Source organism: Arsenicicoccus sp. UBA6765 (assembly GCF_002453335.1).
GTDB lineage: Bacteria > Actinomycetota > Actinomycetes > Actinomycetales > Dermatophilaceae > Arsenicicoccus > Arsenicicoccus bolidensis.
The window spans coordinates 15,994-32,663 of record NZ_DKGR01000013.1 but is presented as its reverse complement, the minus strand read 5'-3'; the positions used below and the strand labels follow the sequence as shown (position 1 = coordinate 32,663).

Here is a 16,670-nt window from a genome sequence, read left to right as displayed (position 1 = left end):
CAGGCCGCCCGGACGGTGCGCCGGCGTCGATGGACCGGTCCGACCATGCTGCCACGCAGCCTGGCCGGACCGGTGAACCCGTCGCTCGGTCAGCGGGTTGCGTCGGCGGCCCCCGCGGGCAGGAAGCGACGCCCCGTGACGCGCTCCGACGTGCCGGTCCGGTCGAGCAGCGGCGTGAGCCCGCCGTTCCAGAACTGGAAGCCGGCACCGGTGATCATGGCCAGGTCTAGGTCCATGGGGGCGCTGACGACGCCGCCGTCCAGCATGATCCGGGCCTCCTCGGCCAGGCCCGCCAGCACGCGCTCGCGCACCTGCTCCGCGGTCAGGACCTCAGGGTCCGCCGGCGTCTCGTGCAGGGCCAGGACCTCCGGGTCCAGCACCGTGCGCCCGTCGACCTTGGTGTAGTAGCCACGCTTGCCCGCCTCGACCACGCGACGCAGGTTGGGCGAGACGTAGAACCGGTCGGGGAAGGCCGCGGCGAGCGTCTCGTTGTTGTGCAGCGCGATGGCCGGACCGACCAGGCCCATGAGGACGAACGGCGGCATGGGGGCGACCCCTGCGAAGCCCTGGTCCGCCACGTCGACCGGCGTCCCGGCGTCGACGATGCGCGCCATGTCGGACATGAACCGACCGAGTAGCCGGTTGACGATGAAGGACGGTGAGTCCGCGCACAGCACGGTGGTCTTCTTGAGCGTCCTGCCGACGGCGAAGGCCGTGGCCAGCGTCGCGTCGTCGGTGCGCTCGCCCGAGATGATCTCGAGCAGCGGCATGACGGCGACCGGGTTGAAGAAGTGGAAGCCCACCACGCGCTCGGGGTGCTGCAGCCGCGAGGCCATCTCGGTGATGGACAGCGACGAGGTGTTGGTGGCGAGCACGCACTCGGGCGAGACCACGGCCTCGACCTCGGCCCACACCTGCTGCTTGACCGACATCTCCTCGAAGACCGCCTCGACGACGAAGCCGGCGTCGGCCATGCCGTCCTTGGACGTGTCCCCGGTGATGAGGGCCTTGTAGCGGTTGACCTGGTCGGCGCTCAGCCGACCCTTGGCCGCGAGCGTGTCGATCTCGGTGTGGACGTAGCCAACTCCCTTGGCGACCCGCTCCTCGTCGAGGTCGGTCATGACGACCGGCATCTCGAGGCGCCGGACGAAGAGCAGCGCCAGCTGGCTTGCCATCAGGCCGGCCCCGACGATCCCCACCTTGGTCACGGGGCGCGCGAGCGCCTTGTCGGGGGCACCGGCGGGTCGCTTGGCCCGCTTCTGCACCAGGTCGAAGGCGTAGAGCCCGGCGCGCAGCTCGTCGCTCATGAGCAGGTCGCCGAGGGCCTCGTCCTCGGCCGCGAAGCCCTCCTCGCGGCTCGTCGTGCGAGCCGCCGCCAGCAGGTCCAGGGCGCGGTATGCCGCCCGCGACCGGCCACCCGTGCGCTGCGTCACGGTGCGCCGGGCCGCCGCGACGGCGGCGTCCCAGCGGGACTCGTCGCGGTCGACCTCGGGGCGCTCGACGGTGACGGCGCCGGTGAGGACGTCCGCCGCCCAGGCGACGGAGCGAGCGAGGAAGTCCGCGGGCTCGAGCACCTCGTCGTACATCCCCAGGCGGGCCGCCTGGACACCGCTCAGCATGCGGTTGTTGGACAGCGGGTTGTCGACCACGACCGTGAGGGCGCCCTCGACGCCGACGAGGTTGGGCAGCATCCAGCAGCCGCCCCAGCCGGGCACGAGGCCCAGGAAGACCTCGGGGAGCGCGACGGCGGGGACCGAGGAGCTGACGGTGCGGTAGTCGCAGGCGAGGGCGATCTCGACGCCGCCGCCCATGGACGCGCCGTTGACGAAGGCGAAGGACGGGACGCCCAGCGAGGACAGCCGGGAGAATACCTCGTGCCCGAGCAGGCCCATGGCGACGGCCTGCTCGCGGTCGGTCACGCGCGGGACGCCCGTCAGGTCGGCCCCCACGGCGAACACGAAGGGCTTGCCGGTCACGCCGACGGCGGCGATCTCGCCGGCGGCGGCGCGCTCGGCGCAGCGGTCGAGGACGTCGCGCAGCTCCAGCAGGCCGCGCGGGCCGAAGGTGCTGGGGCGGGTGTGGTCGTGGCCGTTGTCGAGGGTGATCAGCGCCATGGTCCCGACGCCGCCGGGGAGCTGGACGTCGCGCTCGAGCGCGTGGGTGACGACCTCGTCGTCGAAGGCTGCCAGCAGGTCGGTGTCGGTCATCGCTGCTGCTCCTGCGGGTCGGTGGACGGGCGGTAGTCGGCGTGGTGCGGGTTCTCCCAGATGACGGCGCCGCCCATGCCGATGCCGATGCACATCGCGGTCATGCCGTAGCGCACCTCGGGGTGCTCGGCGAAGTGGGCGGCCAGCTGGGTCATGAGGCGGACGCCGGACGAGGCGAGCGGGTGGCCGGTGGCGATCGCGCCACCCCAGGGGTTGACCCGGGCGTCGTCGTCGGCGATGCCGAAATGCTCGAGGAAGGCCAGCACCTGCACGGCGAACGCCTCGTTGAGCTCGAACAGCCCGATGTCCTCGATGCTCAGGCCGGCCTGGGCGAGGGCCTTCTCGGCGGCCGGGACCGGGCCGTAGCCCATGACCTCGGGCTCGACCCCGACGAAGGAGTAGGTGACCATCCGCATCTTGACGGGCAGCCCCAGCTCGGTCGCGGCCTCCTCGGACGCGAGCAGGCAGGCGGTGGCGCCGTCGTTGAGCCCGGCGGCGTTGCCGGGGGTGACCCGCCCGTGAGGACGGAACGGCGTCTTGAGCGTGGCCAGGTCCGCCATGGTCACCCCGGGGCGGGGCGGCTCGTCGGCCGTGGCCAGGCCCCAGCCCTGCTCCGCGGAGCGGACCGCGACCGGGACCAGGTCGGGCTGGACCTTGCCGGCGGCGTAGGCCTCGGCCAGCTTGCGCTGCGAGCCCACGGCGAAGGCGTCGCTGCGCTCCTTGGTCAGGCTCGGGTAGCGGTCGTGGAGGTTCTCGGCGGTCTTGCCCATGACCAGCGCGGACTCGTCGACGAGCCGCTCGGACACGATCCGCGGGTTGGGGTCGACGCCCTCACCCATCGGGTGCCGTCCCATGTGCTCGACTCCTCCGGCCACGACGACATCGGTGGCGCCCATCGCGATGGACCCGGCGGACGTGGTGACGGCCGTCATGGCACCGGCGCACATGCGGTCGATCGAGTAGCCCGGGACGGTGCTGGGCAGTCCGGACAGCAGCGCTGCCATCCGGCCGAGGGTGAGCCCCTGGTCGCCGATCTGGGTGGTGGCCGCGACGGCGACCTCCCCGATGCGCTCGGGTGGCAGGGACGGGTTGCGGCGGACGAGCTCGCGGATGCAGGCGATGACCAGGTCGTCGGCGCGGGTCTGGGCATAGATGCCCTTGTCCCCGGCTCGGCCGAACGGCGTGCGGACGCCGTCGACGAAGACGACCTCGTGCAGGGTGCGGGGCACGGTGGCCTCCCAGGTCGAGGTGATCGGTACCCGTCGGATGCTACTTGCGGGTAATCCCGATGTCAGCACCAGCGCGCCGGGACGTGACGGGACCCACGTGCCGAGCCCCACGTGACGGGACCCACGCGCCGAACCCCGTCCTCCGGCCTAGGCCCGCGGGGGATAGGGGTTGTCCGACGCGGCCTCGGCCAGCAGCGGGGAGACGAGGGCCGCCTGCCACGGTCGGGCTCCGAGGTCGAGGAGGATCTCGCTGAAGCCGTGGGCCGACTCGTCCTCCGGGGGCGCCCAGATGACGCGCCGCAGCGTGTCGGGGGTGAGGAGGTTCTCCGCAGGGATGCTCACGCTGGCGCTCAGCCCGGTGACGAGCTCCTTGACGGCGCCGAGCCGGGCCGCGGCGACCGGGTCCTTGTCGGCCCAGGCACGTTGCGGGGGTGGCCCCTCGCTGGGGAGGTGGTATGCCGGGAGCTCGTCCTCCGGCAGGAGCATCGCGCGGTCCACGGCGGCGAGCCACACCTGCGGGTTGCGCTGCACGGCGCGGGGGGTGCGGCGGGGGCCGTCCGCGCCGGACGGCAGGGCCAGCTCGACGATCGCGGCGTCGCCGAGCACGCGTCCGGGGCTGCAGTCCCGGTCCTGGGCCAGGCGGTCCCGGGTCTCCCACAGCTCGCGCACGACCGCCAGGCCGCGCCGCGTGCGGACCTTGTGCAGGCCGGAGGTCTTGCGCCACGGGTCGACCTTGGGCGCCGGTCCGCGGAAGTGGGTGAGGGCCTCGAACTCCTCGGCGGCCCAACCGGACTTGCCCTGGGAGCGCAGGTCCTCGTCCACGGCGTCGCGCAGGTCCACGAGCACCTCGACGTCGAGCGCGGCATAGACGAGCCACGGCTCGGGCAGGGGCCGGGTGGACCAGTCCTGGGCGCTGTGCTCCTTGGCGAGGGTGATGCCGAGGTAGTGCTCCATCGCGGCGGCCAGTCCCACGCGGGGCCGGCCGGCGAGCCGCGAGCCGAGCTCGGTGTCGAACAACCGGGTGGGGTGCAGCCCCAGGTCCGCGAGGCACGGCAGGTCCTGGGTCGCGGCGTGCAGCACCCACTCGACGTCGGCGATCACGTCCTGCAGCTCGGACAGGTCGGGGCACATGACGGGGTCGATCAGCCAGGTGCCGGACCCGGCCCGGCGCAGCTGCACGAGGTAGGCCTTCTGCCCGTAGCGGAAGCCGGAGGCGCGCTCGGCGTCGATGGCGATCGGGCCGTGCCCGGCGGCGACGGAGGCGACCAGCTCCCGCAGGCGACGCTCGTCCTCGACCACGGGCCGCAGCGGCTCCGCGGGCGCCGAGACCAGGCGGGGCTCGGGGGTCTCCGCAGGAGCGTCCGCGGTGGGGTCGTCGATAGAGGTCAGGTCCGTCACGCCCTCCAACCTAACGCCCCGCGAGAGGTGTCCCGCGGCGACGTCCCGGCGGTCAGGTGATGAGGCCGCGGCGGAGCGCGGTGTAGGTCATCGCGGCCCGGTCACCGGTGCCGAGCTTGCGGGCGATGCGCGCCAGGTGGCTCTTGACCGTCAGGGCCGAGAGGCCGAGGGAGGCCCCGACCTCCTTGTTGGTCTTGCCCTGCGACACCAGCTGCAGGACCTCGACCTCGCGGGCGGAGAACTGCTCGTTGCCGGCTCCCCGGGTCCCCGGACCGGCCGGCGGCTGCCCGCCGGTGCGGATGTAGGCCCGGACACCGGTCTTGAGCGCACCCCGGACGTAGATCGGGTCCTCGGAGTCCGACAGCACGATCGTGCGACGCCACCCCCGGGCGCGCAGCTCGTGCAGGAGCGGGATGCCGGAGCCGTCCGGCAGGGTCAGGTCGGCGATGCAGAACTCGCCGGCCGGCACCTCGCGCGCCACGATGCGGGCGCGCTCGATGGTCTGCGCCTCGATGATGTGCCCCTCGGTGATGCGGCCGAGCGCGCGGCGCACCATGGCTCCCGTGTGCGGCCCCGCCGAGATGACCATGGCGCTGATGGGCTGCGGGCGTGCCATCCGGGCGTTCTTGGTGATGACGCTCACGGTGCCCCCTCCGTCTCTCCTGCACGACAGTGCTGATGTTGAAGACTGTAGAACAGGACTAGTGCCGAACGGGTGAGATTGGCCGACTTTCGTGACTGCCCGTGGTCACCGACGCGAGGTGAGCAGGGCGACGCCCTCCGGCAGCGGGGGCAGTCCCCCCAACGTGCACAGCAGCTGGGTCCAGGCCTCGAAGTGTGCCGCCAGGTCGTCGTCGACCGGCGTCCACGAGGCGCGGATCTCCATCTCGACCGTCGTCGCCTCGCCCTCGAGCTCACCGAACCGCTCGCTCACCACGTGGGTGACGGTGCCGGCCAGGGCGGTCGCGCTCGCCCCGGCGTCCGCGATGGCGTCCTCGAGCCAGGTCCAGCCCACCGCCCCGAGGGCGGGGTCGCCGGCGAGCTCGGTCTCCAGCGCGGCCTTGGCGAAGGTCACGACCCGCCACTGCCCCTCCCACTGCTCGGGGGAGGACGGGTCGTAGAGCACGACGAACCGGCCGGAGGCGACGTCCTCGTCGGTGCGCCGGTCGGGCACGACGTCGGCGGCCAGGGCCACGGAGAAGGGCGCCAGCCGCCCGGGGGCAGGCACCTCCTCGACGAGCACCTCGGGCCGACGCCGGGCGTCGCGCAGCCGGGCGAGCACCGCGTCGAACCGGCGCGCGCTGTCGTCCGTGAGGGGTCGATCGGCCACCTCACGAGGCTATGCGGACGACCACGCGAGGCCCGGGCGGCGCGCCGACCGCCCGGTCGGTCGTGCGAGGATCGTGCGCGTGGACACCCCTGCAGCCAGCCCGGCTCCCTCGACCCCGGCCGACAGCCTCCTCGTGCGCGCCGCCCGCCGTCAGCCCGTGCCCCACCCCCCGGTGTGGTTCATGCGCCAGGCCGGTCGCTCCCTCCCGGAGTACCGCGCGGTGCGTGAGGGCACCACGATGTTCGAGGCCTGCCGCAACCCGGAGCTCACCACCGAGATCACCCTGCAGCCCGTGCGCCGTCATCACGTCGACGCCGCGATCTTCTTCAGCGACATCGTGGTGCCGCTGGCCGCCGTCGGGGTCGACGTCGACCTCGTGGCCGGCGTCGGGCCGGTCATGGCCGAGCCGTTCCGCACCCGGGCCGACCTGGACCGGGTCCCGGAGCTGAGCCCGGACATGGTCCCGTACGTCACCGAGGCGGTCCGCCAGACCGTCGCCGCGCTCGGTGGGACGCCCCTCATCGGGTTCGCCGGAGCGCCGTTCACCCTGGCGTCATACCTGGTCGAGGGTGGGCCGTCCAAGAACCACGAGCGCACCAAGGCCCTCATGCACGGGGACCCGCAGCTGTGGCACGACCTGTGCGCCCGGCTCGCCCAGATCTCCGGCACCTTCCTGCGGGTGCAGGCCGAGGCCGGGGCCTCCGCCGTCCAGCTGTTCGACTCCTGGGTCGGGGCCCTTCCCCGCCGCACCTACGAGGCGCAGGTGCAGGAGCACTCCGCCGCCGTCCTGCGCACGGTGGCCGAGGCGACCGACGTGCCGCGCATCCACTTCGGGGTCGGCACGGGGGAGCTGCTCCCGGCGATGGGAGCGGCCGGGGCCGACGTCGTGGGCGTCGACTACCGCGTGAACCTCCTCGACGCCGTCGAGCGCCTCGGACCGGGGTATGCCGTGCAGGGCAACCTCGACCCGGCGCTGCTGTTCGCGCCCTGGGACGCCCTGGAGCGCGAGGTCCGACGCATCGTGGACGAGGGCCGCGAGGCTCCGGGCCACATCTTCAACCTCGGCCACGGGGTCCTGCCCAGCACGGATCCGACGGTGATCACCCGCGTCGTCGAGCTCGTCCACGAGCTGGGCCGGTAGCATGGGTGCTCGCGCCCGGTCCCGCCGGACGCCGCTCTCGACCCGTCCCGCCCGACGGCCCACCACCGGGCCGTCCCGACAGATGGTTGCCGCATGACCGTAGTCAAGATCGTCCTCGAGGTGCTGCTCGTCCTGGGCGGCCTCTTCCTGACCCTGCTGATCCTGCTCCACAAGGGCAAGGGCGGCGGCATGTCCGACATGTTCGGCGGCGGGGTGTCCAACACCCTGGGCGGGTCCAGCGTGGCCGAGCGCAACCTCGACCGCTTCACCATCGCCGTCGCGATCGTCTGGTTCGCGTGCGTCGTCGCGCTCGGGCTGATCCAGCGGTTCAGCGGCTGACGGCAGCCGCTCACCGGAGCCGGCGGCTCCCTGCGGAGCCGCCCTCCCACGCACTTGCGGGCACCTGGGCCCGCCCCGGTCCTGCAGCCAGTCGGGACCGGTAGCTCGAGGAGAAACCCATGTCGGGTGGTAACGCCATCAGGGGCAGCCGCATCGGAGCAGGCCCCATGGGCGAGGTGGAGCGCGGCGAGTCCGCGCCGCGGCTCGTCATCAGCTACTACTGCGCCCGCGGTCACGAGACCCGCCCGGCCTTCTCGCAGGAGGCCGGCGACGACGTCCCGGCCGAGTGGGACTGCCAGCGGTGCGGGCTGCCCGCCGGGCTCGACCCGGACGACCCACCCAACCCGCCGCGCACCGAACCCTACAAGACCCACCTGGCGTACGTGAAGGAACGACGCAGCGACGCCGACGGCCAGGCGCTGCTCGACGAGGCGCTCGCCGGTCTGCGGCGCCGCGGCCTGATCACGTAGCAGCGCGGCCGGATCACGTAGCAGAGGTCCCGCCCCGGTCGCCGACCACCATCGTCGGGCGGCCCGGGGCGGGTCGGCCGGTCAGGCAAGCTCGAACAGGGCAGGTCGATCAGGGCAGGTCGATCAGGGCAGGTCGGCGGCAGCGGCCTCGTCGACCAGCCAGAGCGTCCGGCGCCGACCGGTGACGCCGGCGGCGGGCGCCTCGTTCACGTCGGCCCCTCCGGTCGCAGCCGCGACGGCCTGGGCCTTGTCGCCGCCCGCGACCAGCAGCCACACCTCGTCGGCCGAGCACAGCACCGGCAGCGTCAGCGACAGCCGGGCCGGCGGAGGCTTGGGCGAGTCCTCCTCGGGCACCACGGTGCGGTCGGTGAGGCCGAGCGTGTCCTTGCCGGGGAAGAGGCTGGCGACGTGCGCGTCGGGGCCGACGCCGAGCATCACCACGTCGAAGGTCGGTGCGCCCTCGCCCCCGCGGTCCGACGTCCCCGCCACCCGCGCGAGCTCGGCGGCGTAGCGCTCGGCCGCCGCACCGATGTCGTCGCCCTCGGGATCGTCGATCGCGGGCATCTCGTGGACGTGCTCGGGGTCCAGCCCCAACGCGTCCATGCGGCCGAGCCCCGCCTCGCGCGCCTGGGTGGCGTTGCGGTCTGCGGACTCGCGGTCGACATACCGCTCGTCGCCCCACCACAGGTGCACGAGCTCCCACGAGACTGCAGGGGCGGCGGGGGAGTCGACGAGCGCCTCGATCAAGGCGTTGCCCATCGAGCCGCCGGTGAGGACGACGTGCGCCTCGCCGTGCTGGGCCTGCGCGTCCGTGATCGCCGTGACGAGGCGGGCGGCGATGGCGGCGGCGAGGGTCGCCTTGTCGGGGTGGACGATCACCTGCGAGGTCATGAGGATGCCTTCTTGCCGGTGGACTTCTTCGTGGACGACTTCGTGGTGGTGGACCTGGAGCCGGACGACTTCGTCGCGGCCGGCTTCTTGGTCGCGGATGCCTCCGCGGCCGGCGCGCTGCCCTGGCCGACCGTCGGCCCGTCGGAGACGCGGCTGCCGATGCGCTTCTGCCCCTCGGCACGGTGCCCGACCTCGGAGTCCGTCGCCTTGTCGGTCGCCACCACCTGGTCGCGCTCGGTGTCGACGGTCACCATGTCGCTGGACGTCTGCCGCGACCTCTCGCCGGCACGGCGGGCCATCAGGCGCGCCTCGTCCGGCGACGGCGCCTTGCCGGCCCGCACGAGGGCGCTCGCCAGCGAGGACCGGTCGGTCACGCGCCGCAGCCCCTCGACCAGGGCGAGCTCGTAGACCTCGTCGGGGTCGAGCCGGCGCAGCTCGTCGGTCAGGCAGTCCGCGTCGGACCGGCGCGTGAGCCCCACCCGGCGGACGGGCTGATCGGGGTGCGAGAGGGTGGCGATGGTGGTGCCCTCGGGCCGGACCAGGTCCAGGGGGCCGGAGGGTCGGTCGAGGCGGACGCTGATCAGGCCCGAGCCCTGGGGGCTGCGGCCTCGCGTCACCGGCACGTCCAGGGCCTCGGCGAGCCAGCCCGCGAGCAGGTCGGTGGCGGAGGAGTCGATGCCGCCGACCACGACCGCGCCTGTGACCGGCTCGTAGGGCTGCTGGTCGAGCGCCGCCGCGAGCAGGGCCCGCCACAAGGTGATGCGGGACCAGGCGAGGTCGGTGTCGCCCGGGGCGTAGTTCTTGGCCCGGCGCTTGAGCTCGGCGTGCGGGTTCTTGGCGACGGCCGAGTCGTTGATGCGACGCTGGCACATCGCGCCGACGGGGTCGCTCGCCAGGTCGGTGGGCGCATCGCAGGGCCACCACCCGACGACGGGGGAGTCCGGCAGCAGCAGCGGCAGCACGAGCGCCTCGCCGTGGCCGTTGACCTCGCCGTACAGACGCATCACGACGACCTCGGAGGCCCCGGCGTCCCCGCCGATACGGATCTGCCCGTCGACGCGGCTGGAGCCCCGGCGGTTGCCGTGGACCAGCGCGACCACGCGGCACGGATGCATGTGCGAGGCCTCGATGGCCGACTCGATGGCATCCTCGGCCCGGTCCTCGTCCACGACGATGATGAGCGTGAGCACCCGGCCGAGGGCCATGGCTCCGCTGTCGTTGCGGATCTGGACGAGCTTCTTGGTGAGGGCGGAGGTCGAGGTGTTGGGCAGGTCGATGATCACGGCATCCTCCACTCGCGGCCGTCACGGGCCATCATCTCGTCGGCACTGGCGGGTCCCCACGTGCCGCTGGGGTAGGGCTCGGGCCGGCCGTTCGCCGCCCAGTACTCCTCGACCGGGTCGAGGATGCCCCAGGACAGCTCGACCTCCTCGTTGCGCGGGAACATCGACGGCGCCCCGAGCAGGACGTCGAGGATGAGCCGCTCGTAGGCCTCGGGGGACTTCTCGGTGAACGAGTTGCCGTAGGTGAAGTCCATGGTCACGTCGCGGACCTCCATCTGCGCGCCCGGCACCTTGGAGCCGAAGCGGAGCGTGATGCCCTCGTCCGGCTGGACCCGGATGACGATGGCGTTCTGCCCCAGCTCCTCGGTCTCCGTGTCGTTGAACGGCAGGTGGGGGGCCCGCTTGAAGACCACGGCGATCTCGGTGACCCGCTTGCCCAGCCGCTTGCCGGTCCGCAGGTAGAAGGGGACGCCGGCCCAGCGGCGGGTGTCGACCTCGACCTTCATGGCGGCGTAGGTCTCGGTCGTCGAGCCGGGCTTCATGCCCTCCTCGTCGAGGAAGCCGACGACCTTCTCGCTGCCCTGCCAGCCCTCGGCGTACTGCCCCCGGGCGGTCGAGGCGCCGAGGTCGTCGGGCAGCCGCACCGAGGCGAGCACCTTCTCCTTCTCGGCCCGAAGGTGCTGGGCGGTGAAGGCGGTCGGCTCCTCCATCGCCGTCAGCGCGAGCAGCTGGAGCAGGTGGTTCTGGATGACGTCGCGGGCCGCGCCGATGCCGTCGTAGTAGCTGGCCCGACCGGCCACGCCGATGTCCTCGGCCATGGTGATCTGCACGTGGTCGATGTGGTGGGAGTTCCAGACCGGCTCGAACAGCTCGTTGGCGAAGCGCAGGGCCAGGAGGTTCTGGACCGTCTCCTTGCCGAGGTAGTGGTCGATGCGGAAGACCGAGTCCGGGGCGAAGACGCCCTCGACGATGTCGTTGAGCTCGCGCGCCGACTCGAGGTCGTGGCCGAAGGGCTTCTCGATGACGACACGGCGCCACTGGCCCGGCTCGGCCTCGGCCAGGCCGCTGCGTTCGAGCTGCTGGCACACCTGCCCGAAGAAGCCCGGCGGGATCGACAGGTAGAACGCGGTGTTGCCACCGGTGCCGCGATCGCGCTCCAGCTGCTGCACCGTCTCGGCGAGCAGGTCGAAGGCCTCCTCGTCGTCGAACGTGCCGGGCACGAAGCGGATGCCCTCGGCGAGGGCCTTCCACGTCGACTCGCGGAACGGCGTGCGCGCGTGCTCCTTGACGGCGTCGTGGACGATCTGGCCGAAGTCCTGGTCCGCCCAGTCGCGCCGGGCGAAGCCCACGAGCGAGAAGCCCGGCGGCAGCAGGCCCCGGTTGGCGAGGTCGTAGATCGCCGGCATGACCTTCTTGCGGGACAGGTCGCCGGTCACGCCGAACAGCACCAGGGCGCACGGGCCCGCGATGTTGGGGAGGCGCTTGTCCCGGACGTCCCGGAGGGGGTTGTGGTCGGCGGTGACTGCGGTGGGGCTCACGTGTGGTCTCCCGTCAGCGGTGGGTGCTCCCGCGGCCGCTCAGCGGCCGGGCGGGTGCGGTGCAACGTTATCGGAGTCGCACCGTGAGAGGGTCGTATGCCGCCGCGGCCCGCCGCACGACGTGCGAGGGTCCCCGCCGTGGTGGCGGGGACCCTCGCACGTCGCTGTGGTGGGGCCGGTCGGCAGCGGTGGGGCTGCTCGAGGTTCAGTGCTTGTCGAGCTCGCCCTGCACGGTCTCGAGGAGCTCGGTCCAGGACTTCTCGAACTTGTCGACGCCCTCGCGCTCGAGCTGCTCGACGACCTCGACGTACGAGATGCCCTGACGCTCCAGGGCGTCCATGACGGCGTCCGACTCGTCGTAGGTGCCGGTGATGGTGTCGCCGGTGATCTCGCCGTGGTCGGCCGCGGCGTCGAGGGTCTTCTCCGGCATGGTGTTGACCGTCTGGGGGGCGACCAGCTCGTCGACATACATCGTGTCCTTGTAGGCCGGGTCCTTAACGCCGGTCGAGGCCCACAGGGGACGCTGCACGTGCGCGCCGTCGTCGGCGAGGTTGGCCCAGCGCGGCGTGCCGAACTGCTCCTGCCAGGCCTGGTAGGCCAGGCGCGCGTTGGCCAGGCCGGCCTTGCCCTTGAGCGCGGCGGCCTCGTCGGTGCCGACCTCGTCGAGGCGCTTGTCGACCTCGGAGTCCACGCGGGACACGAAGAAGGACGCGACCGAGTGGATCTGCGACAGGTCCCGACCCGCCTCGCGAGCCTGCTCCACCCCAGTCATGAAGGCGTTCATGACGGCGCGGTAGCGGTCCAGGCTGAAGATGAGCGTCACGTTGACCGAGATGCCCTCCGCCAGGACCCGGCTGATCGCCGGCAGACCCTCGACCGTGGCCGGGATCTTGATCATGACGTTGGGCCGGTCGACCGCGGCATACAGCTCCTTGGCGACCTGCACGGTCCGCTCGGTGTCGTGCGCCAGCCGGGGATCCACCTCGATGGACACGCGGCCGTCGACGCCGTCGGTGCGGTCGTAGACGGGACGCATGATGTCGCAGGCGTCCCGGACGTCGGTGGTGGTCAGGGCGAACACCGACCGCTCCACGTCCGCGCCCTCGGCGATGAGCTCCTTGACCTGGGGCGTGTACTTCTCGCCCTTGGCCAGGGCCGACGCGAAGATCGAGGGGTTGGTGGTGACCCCCACGACGCCCTTGGTGTCGACGACCTCCTGCAGGTTGCCGGTGGAGATGCGCTCTCGGGACAGGTCGTCCAGCCAGATGGAGACGCCTGCGGCCGCGAGGGCCTCGAGGTTCTTGCTCGTCATACGATCACTTGCCTTCCTGGCGCTCGGCCGGGGCGGAGGACTCGAAGCCCGGGTCCTTGGAGGCGTAGCCGGGCGCCGTGTCGCCGGGGGTGGGGTCGCCGGACTCAGCGATCGAGGCCTTGGCGGCGTCGACGACGGCCTCCGGCGTGAAGCCGAACTCCGTGAACAGCGTCTTGGCGTCCGCAGACGCACCGAAGTGGTCGATGCCGATGACGCGGCCGGCGTCGCCGACGTAGTCGCGCCAGCCCATGGTGGAGCCGGCCTCGATGCTGACGCGGGCCTTGACGGCCTTGGGGAGCACCTGCTCGCGGTAGGACTCGTCCTGCTGGGCGAACCACTCCTGGCAGGGCATGGAGACGACGCGGGTCGCGACGCCCTGGGCCTCGAGCTGCTCGGCGCCGGCGATGGCGACCGACACCTCGGAGCCCGTGGCCATGACGATCACGTCGGGGGTCGGCTTGCTGCCCTCGACGAGCACGTAGGCCCCCTTGGCGACCTGCTCGACCGAGGTCGAGGACGGGTCCAGGATCGGGAGCGCCTGGCGGGACAGGGCGATGCCGGTCGGGTTGCCGTGGCGGGTCAGGATGGTCTGCCACACGTGGGCGGTCTCGTTGGCGTCGGCCGGGCGGACGACGTCCAGGCCCGGGATCGCGCGCAGCGAGGCGAGCTGCTCGATCGGCTGGTGGGTGGGGCCGTCCTCGCCGAGGCCGATCGAGTCGTGCGTCCACACGAAGATCGAGTCCGCCTCCTGGATCGCCGCCAGGCGCACGGCGGGACGCATGTAGTCCGAGAACACGAGGAAGGTGCCGCCGTAGGGCCGGGTGAGGCCCTCGAGCGCGATGCCGTTGACGATCATGCCCATGGCGTTCTCGCGGACGCCGAAGTGCAGGGTGCGGCCGTAGGGGCCGCCCTGCCACTCGGAGGTCTGCCGGTCCTCGGGCACGAAGGAGGGCTGACCACCCATCGTCGTGTTGTTGGACTCGGCGAGGTCGGCGGAGCCACCCCACAGCTCGGGCAGCACGTCGGCGAGGGCGCCGAGGACCTTGCCGGACGCCGCGCGCGTCGCCAGGCCTTTGTCGTCGGGCTCGAAGGTCGGGAACGCCTCGGCGTAGCCCTCGGGGACCTCGTGGGCCCGGACGCGGTCGAGCAGGGCGGCAGCCTCGGCGTGGGACGAGCGCCACGCCTCGTAGCGCTGGTCCCAGCCCTTGCGCAGCTCGGCGCCGCGGTCGCGGACCTTGCGCACGTGGGCGAGGACCTCGTCGGAGACGTCGAAGGTCTGGTCCGGGTCGAAGCCGAGGAGCGACTTCATGGCCTTGATCTCGTCGTCGCCGAGGGCCGAGCCATGGGACTTGCCGGTGCCCTGCTTGGTGGGGGCGGGCCAGGCGATCACGGTGCGCAGCACGATGAACGTGGGCTTGTCGAGGACCTTGCGGCCCTCCTCGATCGCGGCGTGGAGCGCGTCCACGTCCTCGACGTAGTCCTCGTCGCGGACCCCGTGCTTGGTGCGCCACTCGACCACGCGCACGTCCCAGCCGTAGGCCTCGTAGCGCGCCGCCACGTCCTCGGAGAAGGACACGTCCGTGTCGTCCTCGATGGAGATCTGGTTCTGGTCGTAGATCAGGGTGAGGTTGCCGAGGCGCTGCGTGGCCGCCAGGGAGCTGGCCTCGCTCGCCACGCCCTCCATCATGCAGCCGTCACCGGCGATGCAGTAGACGTCGTGGTCGAAGATGCTCTCGCCGGGGGCGGCCTCAGGGTCGAAGAGCCCGCGCTGGCGGCGCTGCGCCATGGCCATGCCGACGGCGGTCGCGACGCCCGAGCCGAGCGGACCGGTCGTCAGGTCCACGCCGGCGGTGTGGTGCACCTCGGGGTGGCCCGGGGTCTTGGAGCCCCAGGTGCGCAGGGCCTCGATGTCGCCGAGCTCGAGGAGGCCGGCGTAGTACAGCTGGATGTACTGCGTCAGGCTCGAGTGCCCGGCCGAGAGGACGAAACGGTCGCGGCCCAGCCAGTGCGGGTCAGCGGGGTCGTGGCGCATGACCTTCTGGTAGAGGAGGTAGGCGGCGGGAGCGAGGCTGATCGCGGTCCCGGGGTGACCGTTGCCGGTCTTCTGCACGGCGTCCGCCGCCAGGGTGCGCACGGTGTCGACGGCGCGGACGTCCACGTCGCTCCAGCCGACCTGCTCGGCGACGGGGTCGGACACCTGGCGGCCGTTGGCGTGGGGGGTGATGCTCACGTGGTCACACTTCCTTCGTGGTCGGAGTCACATCGAGCCTATCCATTCCTACCCACCGCGCGTGAGGTTGATCCGGCGTGGGCGAGGTCATAGCGGCCGGTGCCGCGCGGCGCGTCGCGCGCCTTCGCTCCCGCTCCCCGGAAGGGATAGGATCGGGGGGCCTATCCGCGACCCCCTGCTGTCGGCGCGAGCGCTCGCCCGGCCCCGACGGCACACGGTTTGGCTCGCGCCCGACGACCGAAGGACACCGTGACAGCTTCGCAGCCGCGCACCGCGCCGCGTGACCGGACCGGTGCCTCGTCGTCGCGCTTCTCCTACACCGTCAAGAACTACATGGCGCTGACGAAGCCCCGCATCATCGAACTGCTCCTCGTGACGACCTTCCCGGTGATGTTCCTCGCGCAGCGCGGGTTCCCGGACTTCTGGCTGGTCGTCAACACCCTGGTCGGTGGCTCGCTGTCCGCCGGTGCGGCCAACACGCTCAACTGCTACCTGGACCGTGACATCGACCGGCTCATGGCGCGGACGCAGAACCGCCCGCTGGTGACCGGCGAGATCTCCCCGTCGAACGCGATGCGCTTCGGGATCGTCCTCACCGTGGTGTCGACGCTGTGGCTGGGCTTCCTGGTCAACTGGCTGTCGGCGGTCCTGTCGGTCAGCGCGATCCTGCTCTACGTCATCTTCTACACGCTCGTCCTCAAGCGCCGGACCTCGCAGAACATCGTGTGGGGCGGCGTCGCGGGCTGCATGCCCGTCCTCATCGGGTGGGCGGCGGTCACCGAGTCGATCTCGTGGACGCCGATCGTGCTGTTCCTGTGGATCTTCTTCTGGACGCCGCCGCACTACTGGCCGCTGTCGATGCGGTTCAAGGACCAGTACGCCGCCGCCGGCATCCCGATGCTGCCCGTTCTCAAGCAGGACACCTCGGTCGCGCGCCAGATCGTGGCGTACGCCTGGGCGACGGCGCTCATCTCCCTGGTGCTGGTCCCGGTAGCCGGCATGGGCTGGATCTACCTCGTCACGGCGATCCTGTCCGGCGGTCTGTTCCTGCTCGAGTCCTACAAGCTGCTGGGCCGCGCCAAGGACCCCGCCAACGCCACGATGGCCTCGCTCAAGCCCATGCGGCTGTTCCACTACTCGATCACCTACGTGACGCTGCTGTTCATGGCCGTGGCGATCGACCCCCTCGTGCACCTCCCCCTCCCGACCTCCCTCGGCTAGCACAGACCTACCTCAGGTAGTCACATCCGCCCGCCTTCGCACGGCAGGCCGATGTGCCCGAGGCCGGCTGATGTGACCAAC

At 72.1% G+C, this 16,670-nt stretch carries 14 protein-coding genes; 4 read left to right on the top strand and 10 right to left on the bottom strand.

The genetic code is table 11. The features are described from left to right. Nucleotides 1-89: 89 nt before the first annotated feature. The 5 genes from B4K29_RS02530 to B4K29_RS02510 all read right to left on the bottom strand — a co-directional run bounded on the left by B4K29_RS02530 (nucleotide 90) and on the right by B4K29_RS02510 (nucleotide 6,164). Nucleotides 90-2,207 (bottom strand): 3-hydroxyacyl-CoA dehydrogenase NAD-binding domain-containing protein, encoded by a 2,118-nt coding sequence (locus B4K29_RS02530; protein ID WP_239264892.1) that lies wholly within the window; start codon nucleotides 2,205-2,207, stop codon nucleotides 90-92. Continuing rightward, nucleotides 2,204-3,436 (bottom strand): thiolase family protein, encoded by a 1,233-nt coding sequence (locus tag B4K29_RS02525; RefSeq protein WP_029210041.1) that lies wholly within the window; start codon nucleotides 3,434-3,436, stop codon nucleotides 2,204-2,206. Before B4K29_RS02525 ends, B4K29_RS02530 begins: the two co-directional genes overlap by 4 nt. Before the next feature lie 147 nt (nucleotides 3,437-3,583). Continuing rightward, nucleotides 3,584-4,834: an HRDC domain-containing protein gene (locus B4K29_RS02520; RefSeq protein WP_286966321.1), complete on the bottom strand. Its 1,251-nt coding sequence runs from the start codon at nucleotides 4,832-4,834 to the stop codon at nucleotides 3,584-3,586. A 52-nt stretch (nucleotides 4,835-4,886) separates the two neighbouring features. Next, nucleotides 4,887-5,477 (bottom strand): response regulator transcription factor, encoded by a 591-nt coding sequence (locus B4K29_RS02515; protein ID WP_019284784.1) that lies wholly within the window; start codon nucleotides 5,475-5,477, stop codon nucleotides 4,887-4,889. Between the two features lie 105 nt (nucleotides 5,478-5,582). Beyond that, complete coding sequence (locus tag B4K29_RS02510) at nucleotides 5,583-6,164, bottom strand: DUF3000 domain-containing protein (RefSeq protein WP_286955998.1); 582 nt, start codon at nucleotides 6,162-6,164, stop codon at nucleotides 5,583-5,585. Nucleotides 6,165-6,243: 79 nt separating this feature from the next. Here B4K29_RS02510 and hemE point away from each other — a divergent pair, with 79 nt between their 5' ends. From hemE to B4K29_RS02495, 3 genes are all read left to right on the top strand, one after another. Continuing rightward, nucleotides 6,244-7,305: a uroporphyrinogen decarboxylase gene (gene hemE / locus B4K29_RS02505; RefSeq protein ID WP_239264898.1), complete on the top strand. Its 1,062-nt coding sequence runs from the start codon at nucleotides 6,244-6,246 to the stop codon at nucleotides 7,303-7,305. A gap of 93 nt (nucleotides 7,306-7,398) precedes the next feature. After that, nucleotides 7,399-7,644, top strand: coding sequence for a preprotein translocase subunit SecG (secG, locus tag B4K29_RS02500; protein WP_019284786.1), 246 nt, complete (start codon nucleotides 7,399-7,401; stop codon nucleotides 7,642-7,644). 119 nt (nucleotides 7,645-7,763) lie between these two features. After that, the gene (locus tag B4K29_RS02495; RefSeq protein WP_019284787.1) at nucleotides 7,764-8,114 is read left to right on the top strand and encodes an RNA polymerase-binding protein RbpA; all 351 of its coding nucleotides are present in this window, start codon (nucleotides 7,764-7,766) and stop codon (nucleotides 8,112-8,114) included. Between the two features lie 123 nt (nucleotides 8,115-8,237). On the opposite strand, the gene pgl is transcribed toward B4K29_RS02495, so the two are convergent. The 5 genes from pgl to tkt all read right to left on the bottom strand — a co-directional run bounded on the left by pgl (nucleotide 8,238) and on the right by tkt (nucleotide 15,368). Continuing rightward, nucleotides 8,238-9,005: a 6-phosphogluconolactonase gene (gene pgl / locus B4K29_RS02490; RefSeq protein ID WP_034250896.1), complete on the bottom strand. Its 768-nt coding sequence runs from the start codon at nucleotides 9,003-9,005 to the stop codon at nucleotides 8,238-8,240. Then, nucleotides 9,002-10,288 (bottom strand): glucose-6-phosphate dehydrogenase assembly protein OpcA, encoded by a 1,287-nt coding sequence (locus tag B4K29_RS02485; protein WP_286955993.1) that lies wholly within the window; start codon nucleotides 10,286-10,288, stop codon nucleotides 9,002-9,004. Before B4K29_RS02485 ends, pgl begins: the two co-directional genes overlap by 4 nt. Then, nucleotides 10,285-11,826, bottom strand: coding sequence for a glucose-6-phosphate dehydrogenase (gene zwf, locus B4K29_RS02480; RefSeq protein WP_239264904.1), 1,542 nt, complete (start codon nucleotides 11,824-11,826; stop codon nucleotides 10,285-10,287). The genes B4K29_RS02485 and zwf overlap by 4 nt, the downstream gene beginning before the upstream one ends. Before the next feature lie 205 nt (nucleotides 11,827-12,031). Beyond that, nucleotides 12,032-13,138, bottom strand: coding sequence for a transaldolase (gene tal, locus B4K29_RS02475; protein WP_286955990.1), 1,107 nt, complete (start codon nucleotides 13,136-13,138; stop codon nucleotides 12,032-12,034). A gap of 4 nt (nucleotides 13,139-13,142) precedes the next feature. Further along, nucleotides 13,143-15,368: a transketolase gene (gene tkt, locus B4K29_RS02470; RefSeq protein WP_019284792.1), complete on the bottom strand. Its 2,226-nt coding sequence runs from the start codon at nucleotides 15,366-15,368 to the stop codon at nucleotides 13,143-13,145. Nucleotides 15,369-15,617: 249 nt separating this feature from the next. Here tkt and B4K29_RS02465 point away from each other — a divergent pair, with 249 nt between their 5' ends. Beyond that, entirely contained in the window at nucleotides 15,618-16,589 is a 972-nt protein-coding gene (locus B4K29_RS02465) for a heme o synthase (protein ID WP_019284793.1), read from the top strand. Nucleotides 16,590-16,670 lie beyond the last annotated feature (81 nt).

Coding starts and splice junctions, on each gene's coding strand:
- B4K29_RS02495 (WP_019284787.1), top strand. CDS start 7,764: ATGTCGGGTGGTAACGCCATCAGGGGCAGCCGCATCGGAGCAGGCCCC.
- pgl (WP_034250896.1), bottom strand. CDS start 9,005: ATGACCTCGCAGGTGATCGTCCACCCCGACAAGGCGACCCTCGCCGCC.
- secG (WP_019284786.1), top strand. CDS start 7,399: ATGACCGTAGTCAAGATCGTCCTCGAGGTGCTGCTCGTCCTGGGCGGC.
- tal (WP_286955990.1), bottom strand. CDS start 13,138: ATGACGAGCAAGAACCTCGAGGCCCTCGCGGCCGCAGGCGTCTCCATC.
- B4K29_RS02530 (WP_239264892.1), bottom strand. CDS start 2,207: ATGACCGACACCGACCTGCTGGCAGCCTTCGACGACGAGGTCGTCACC.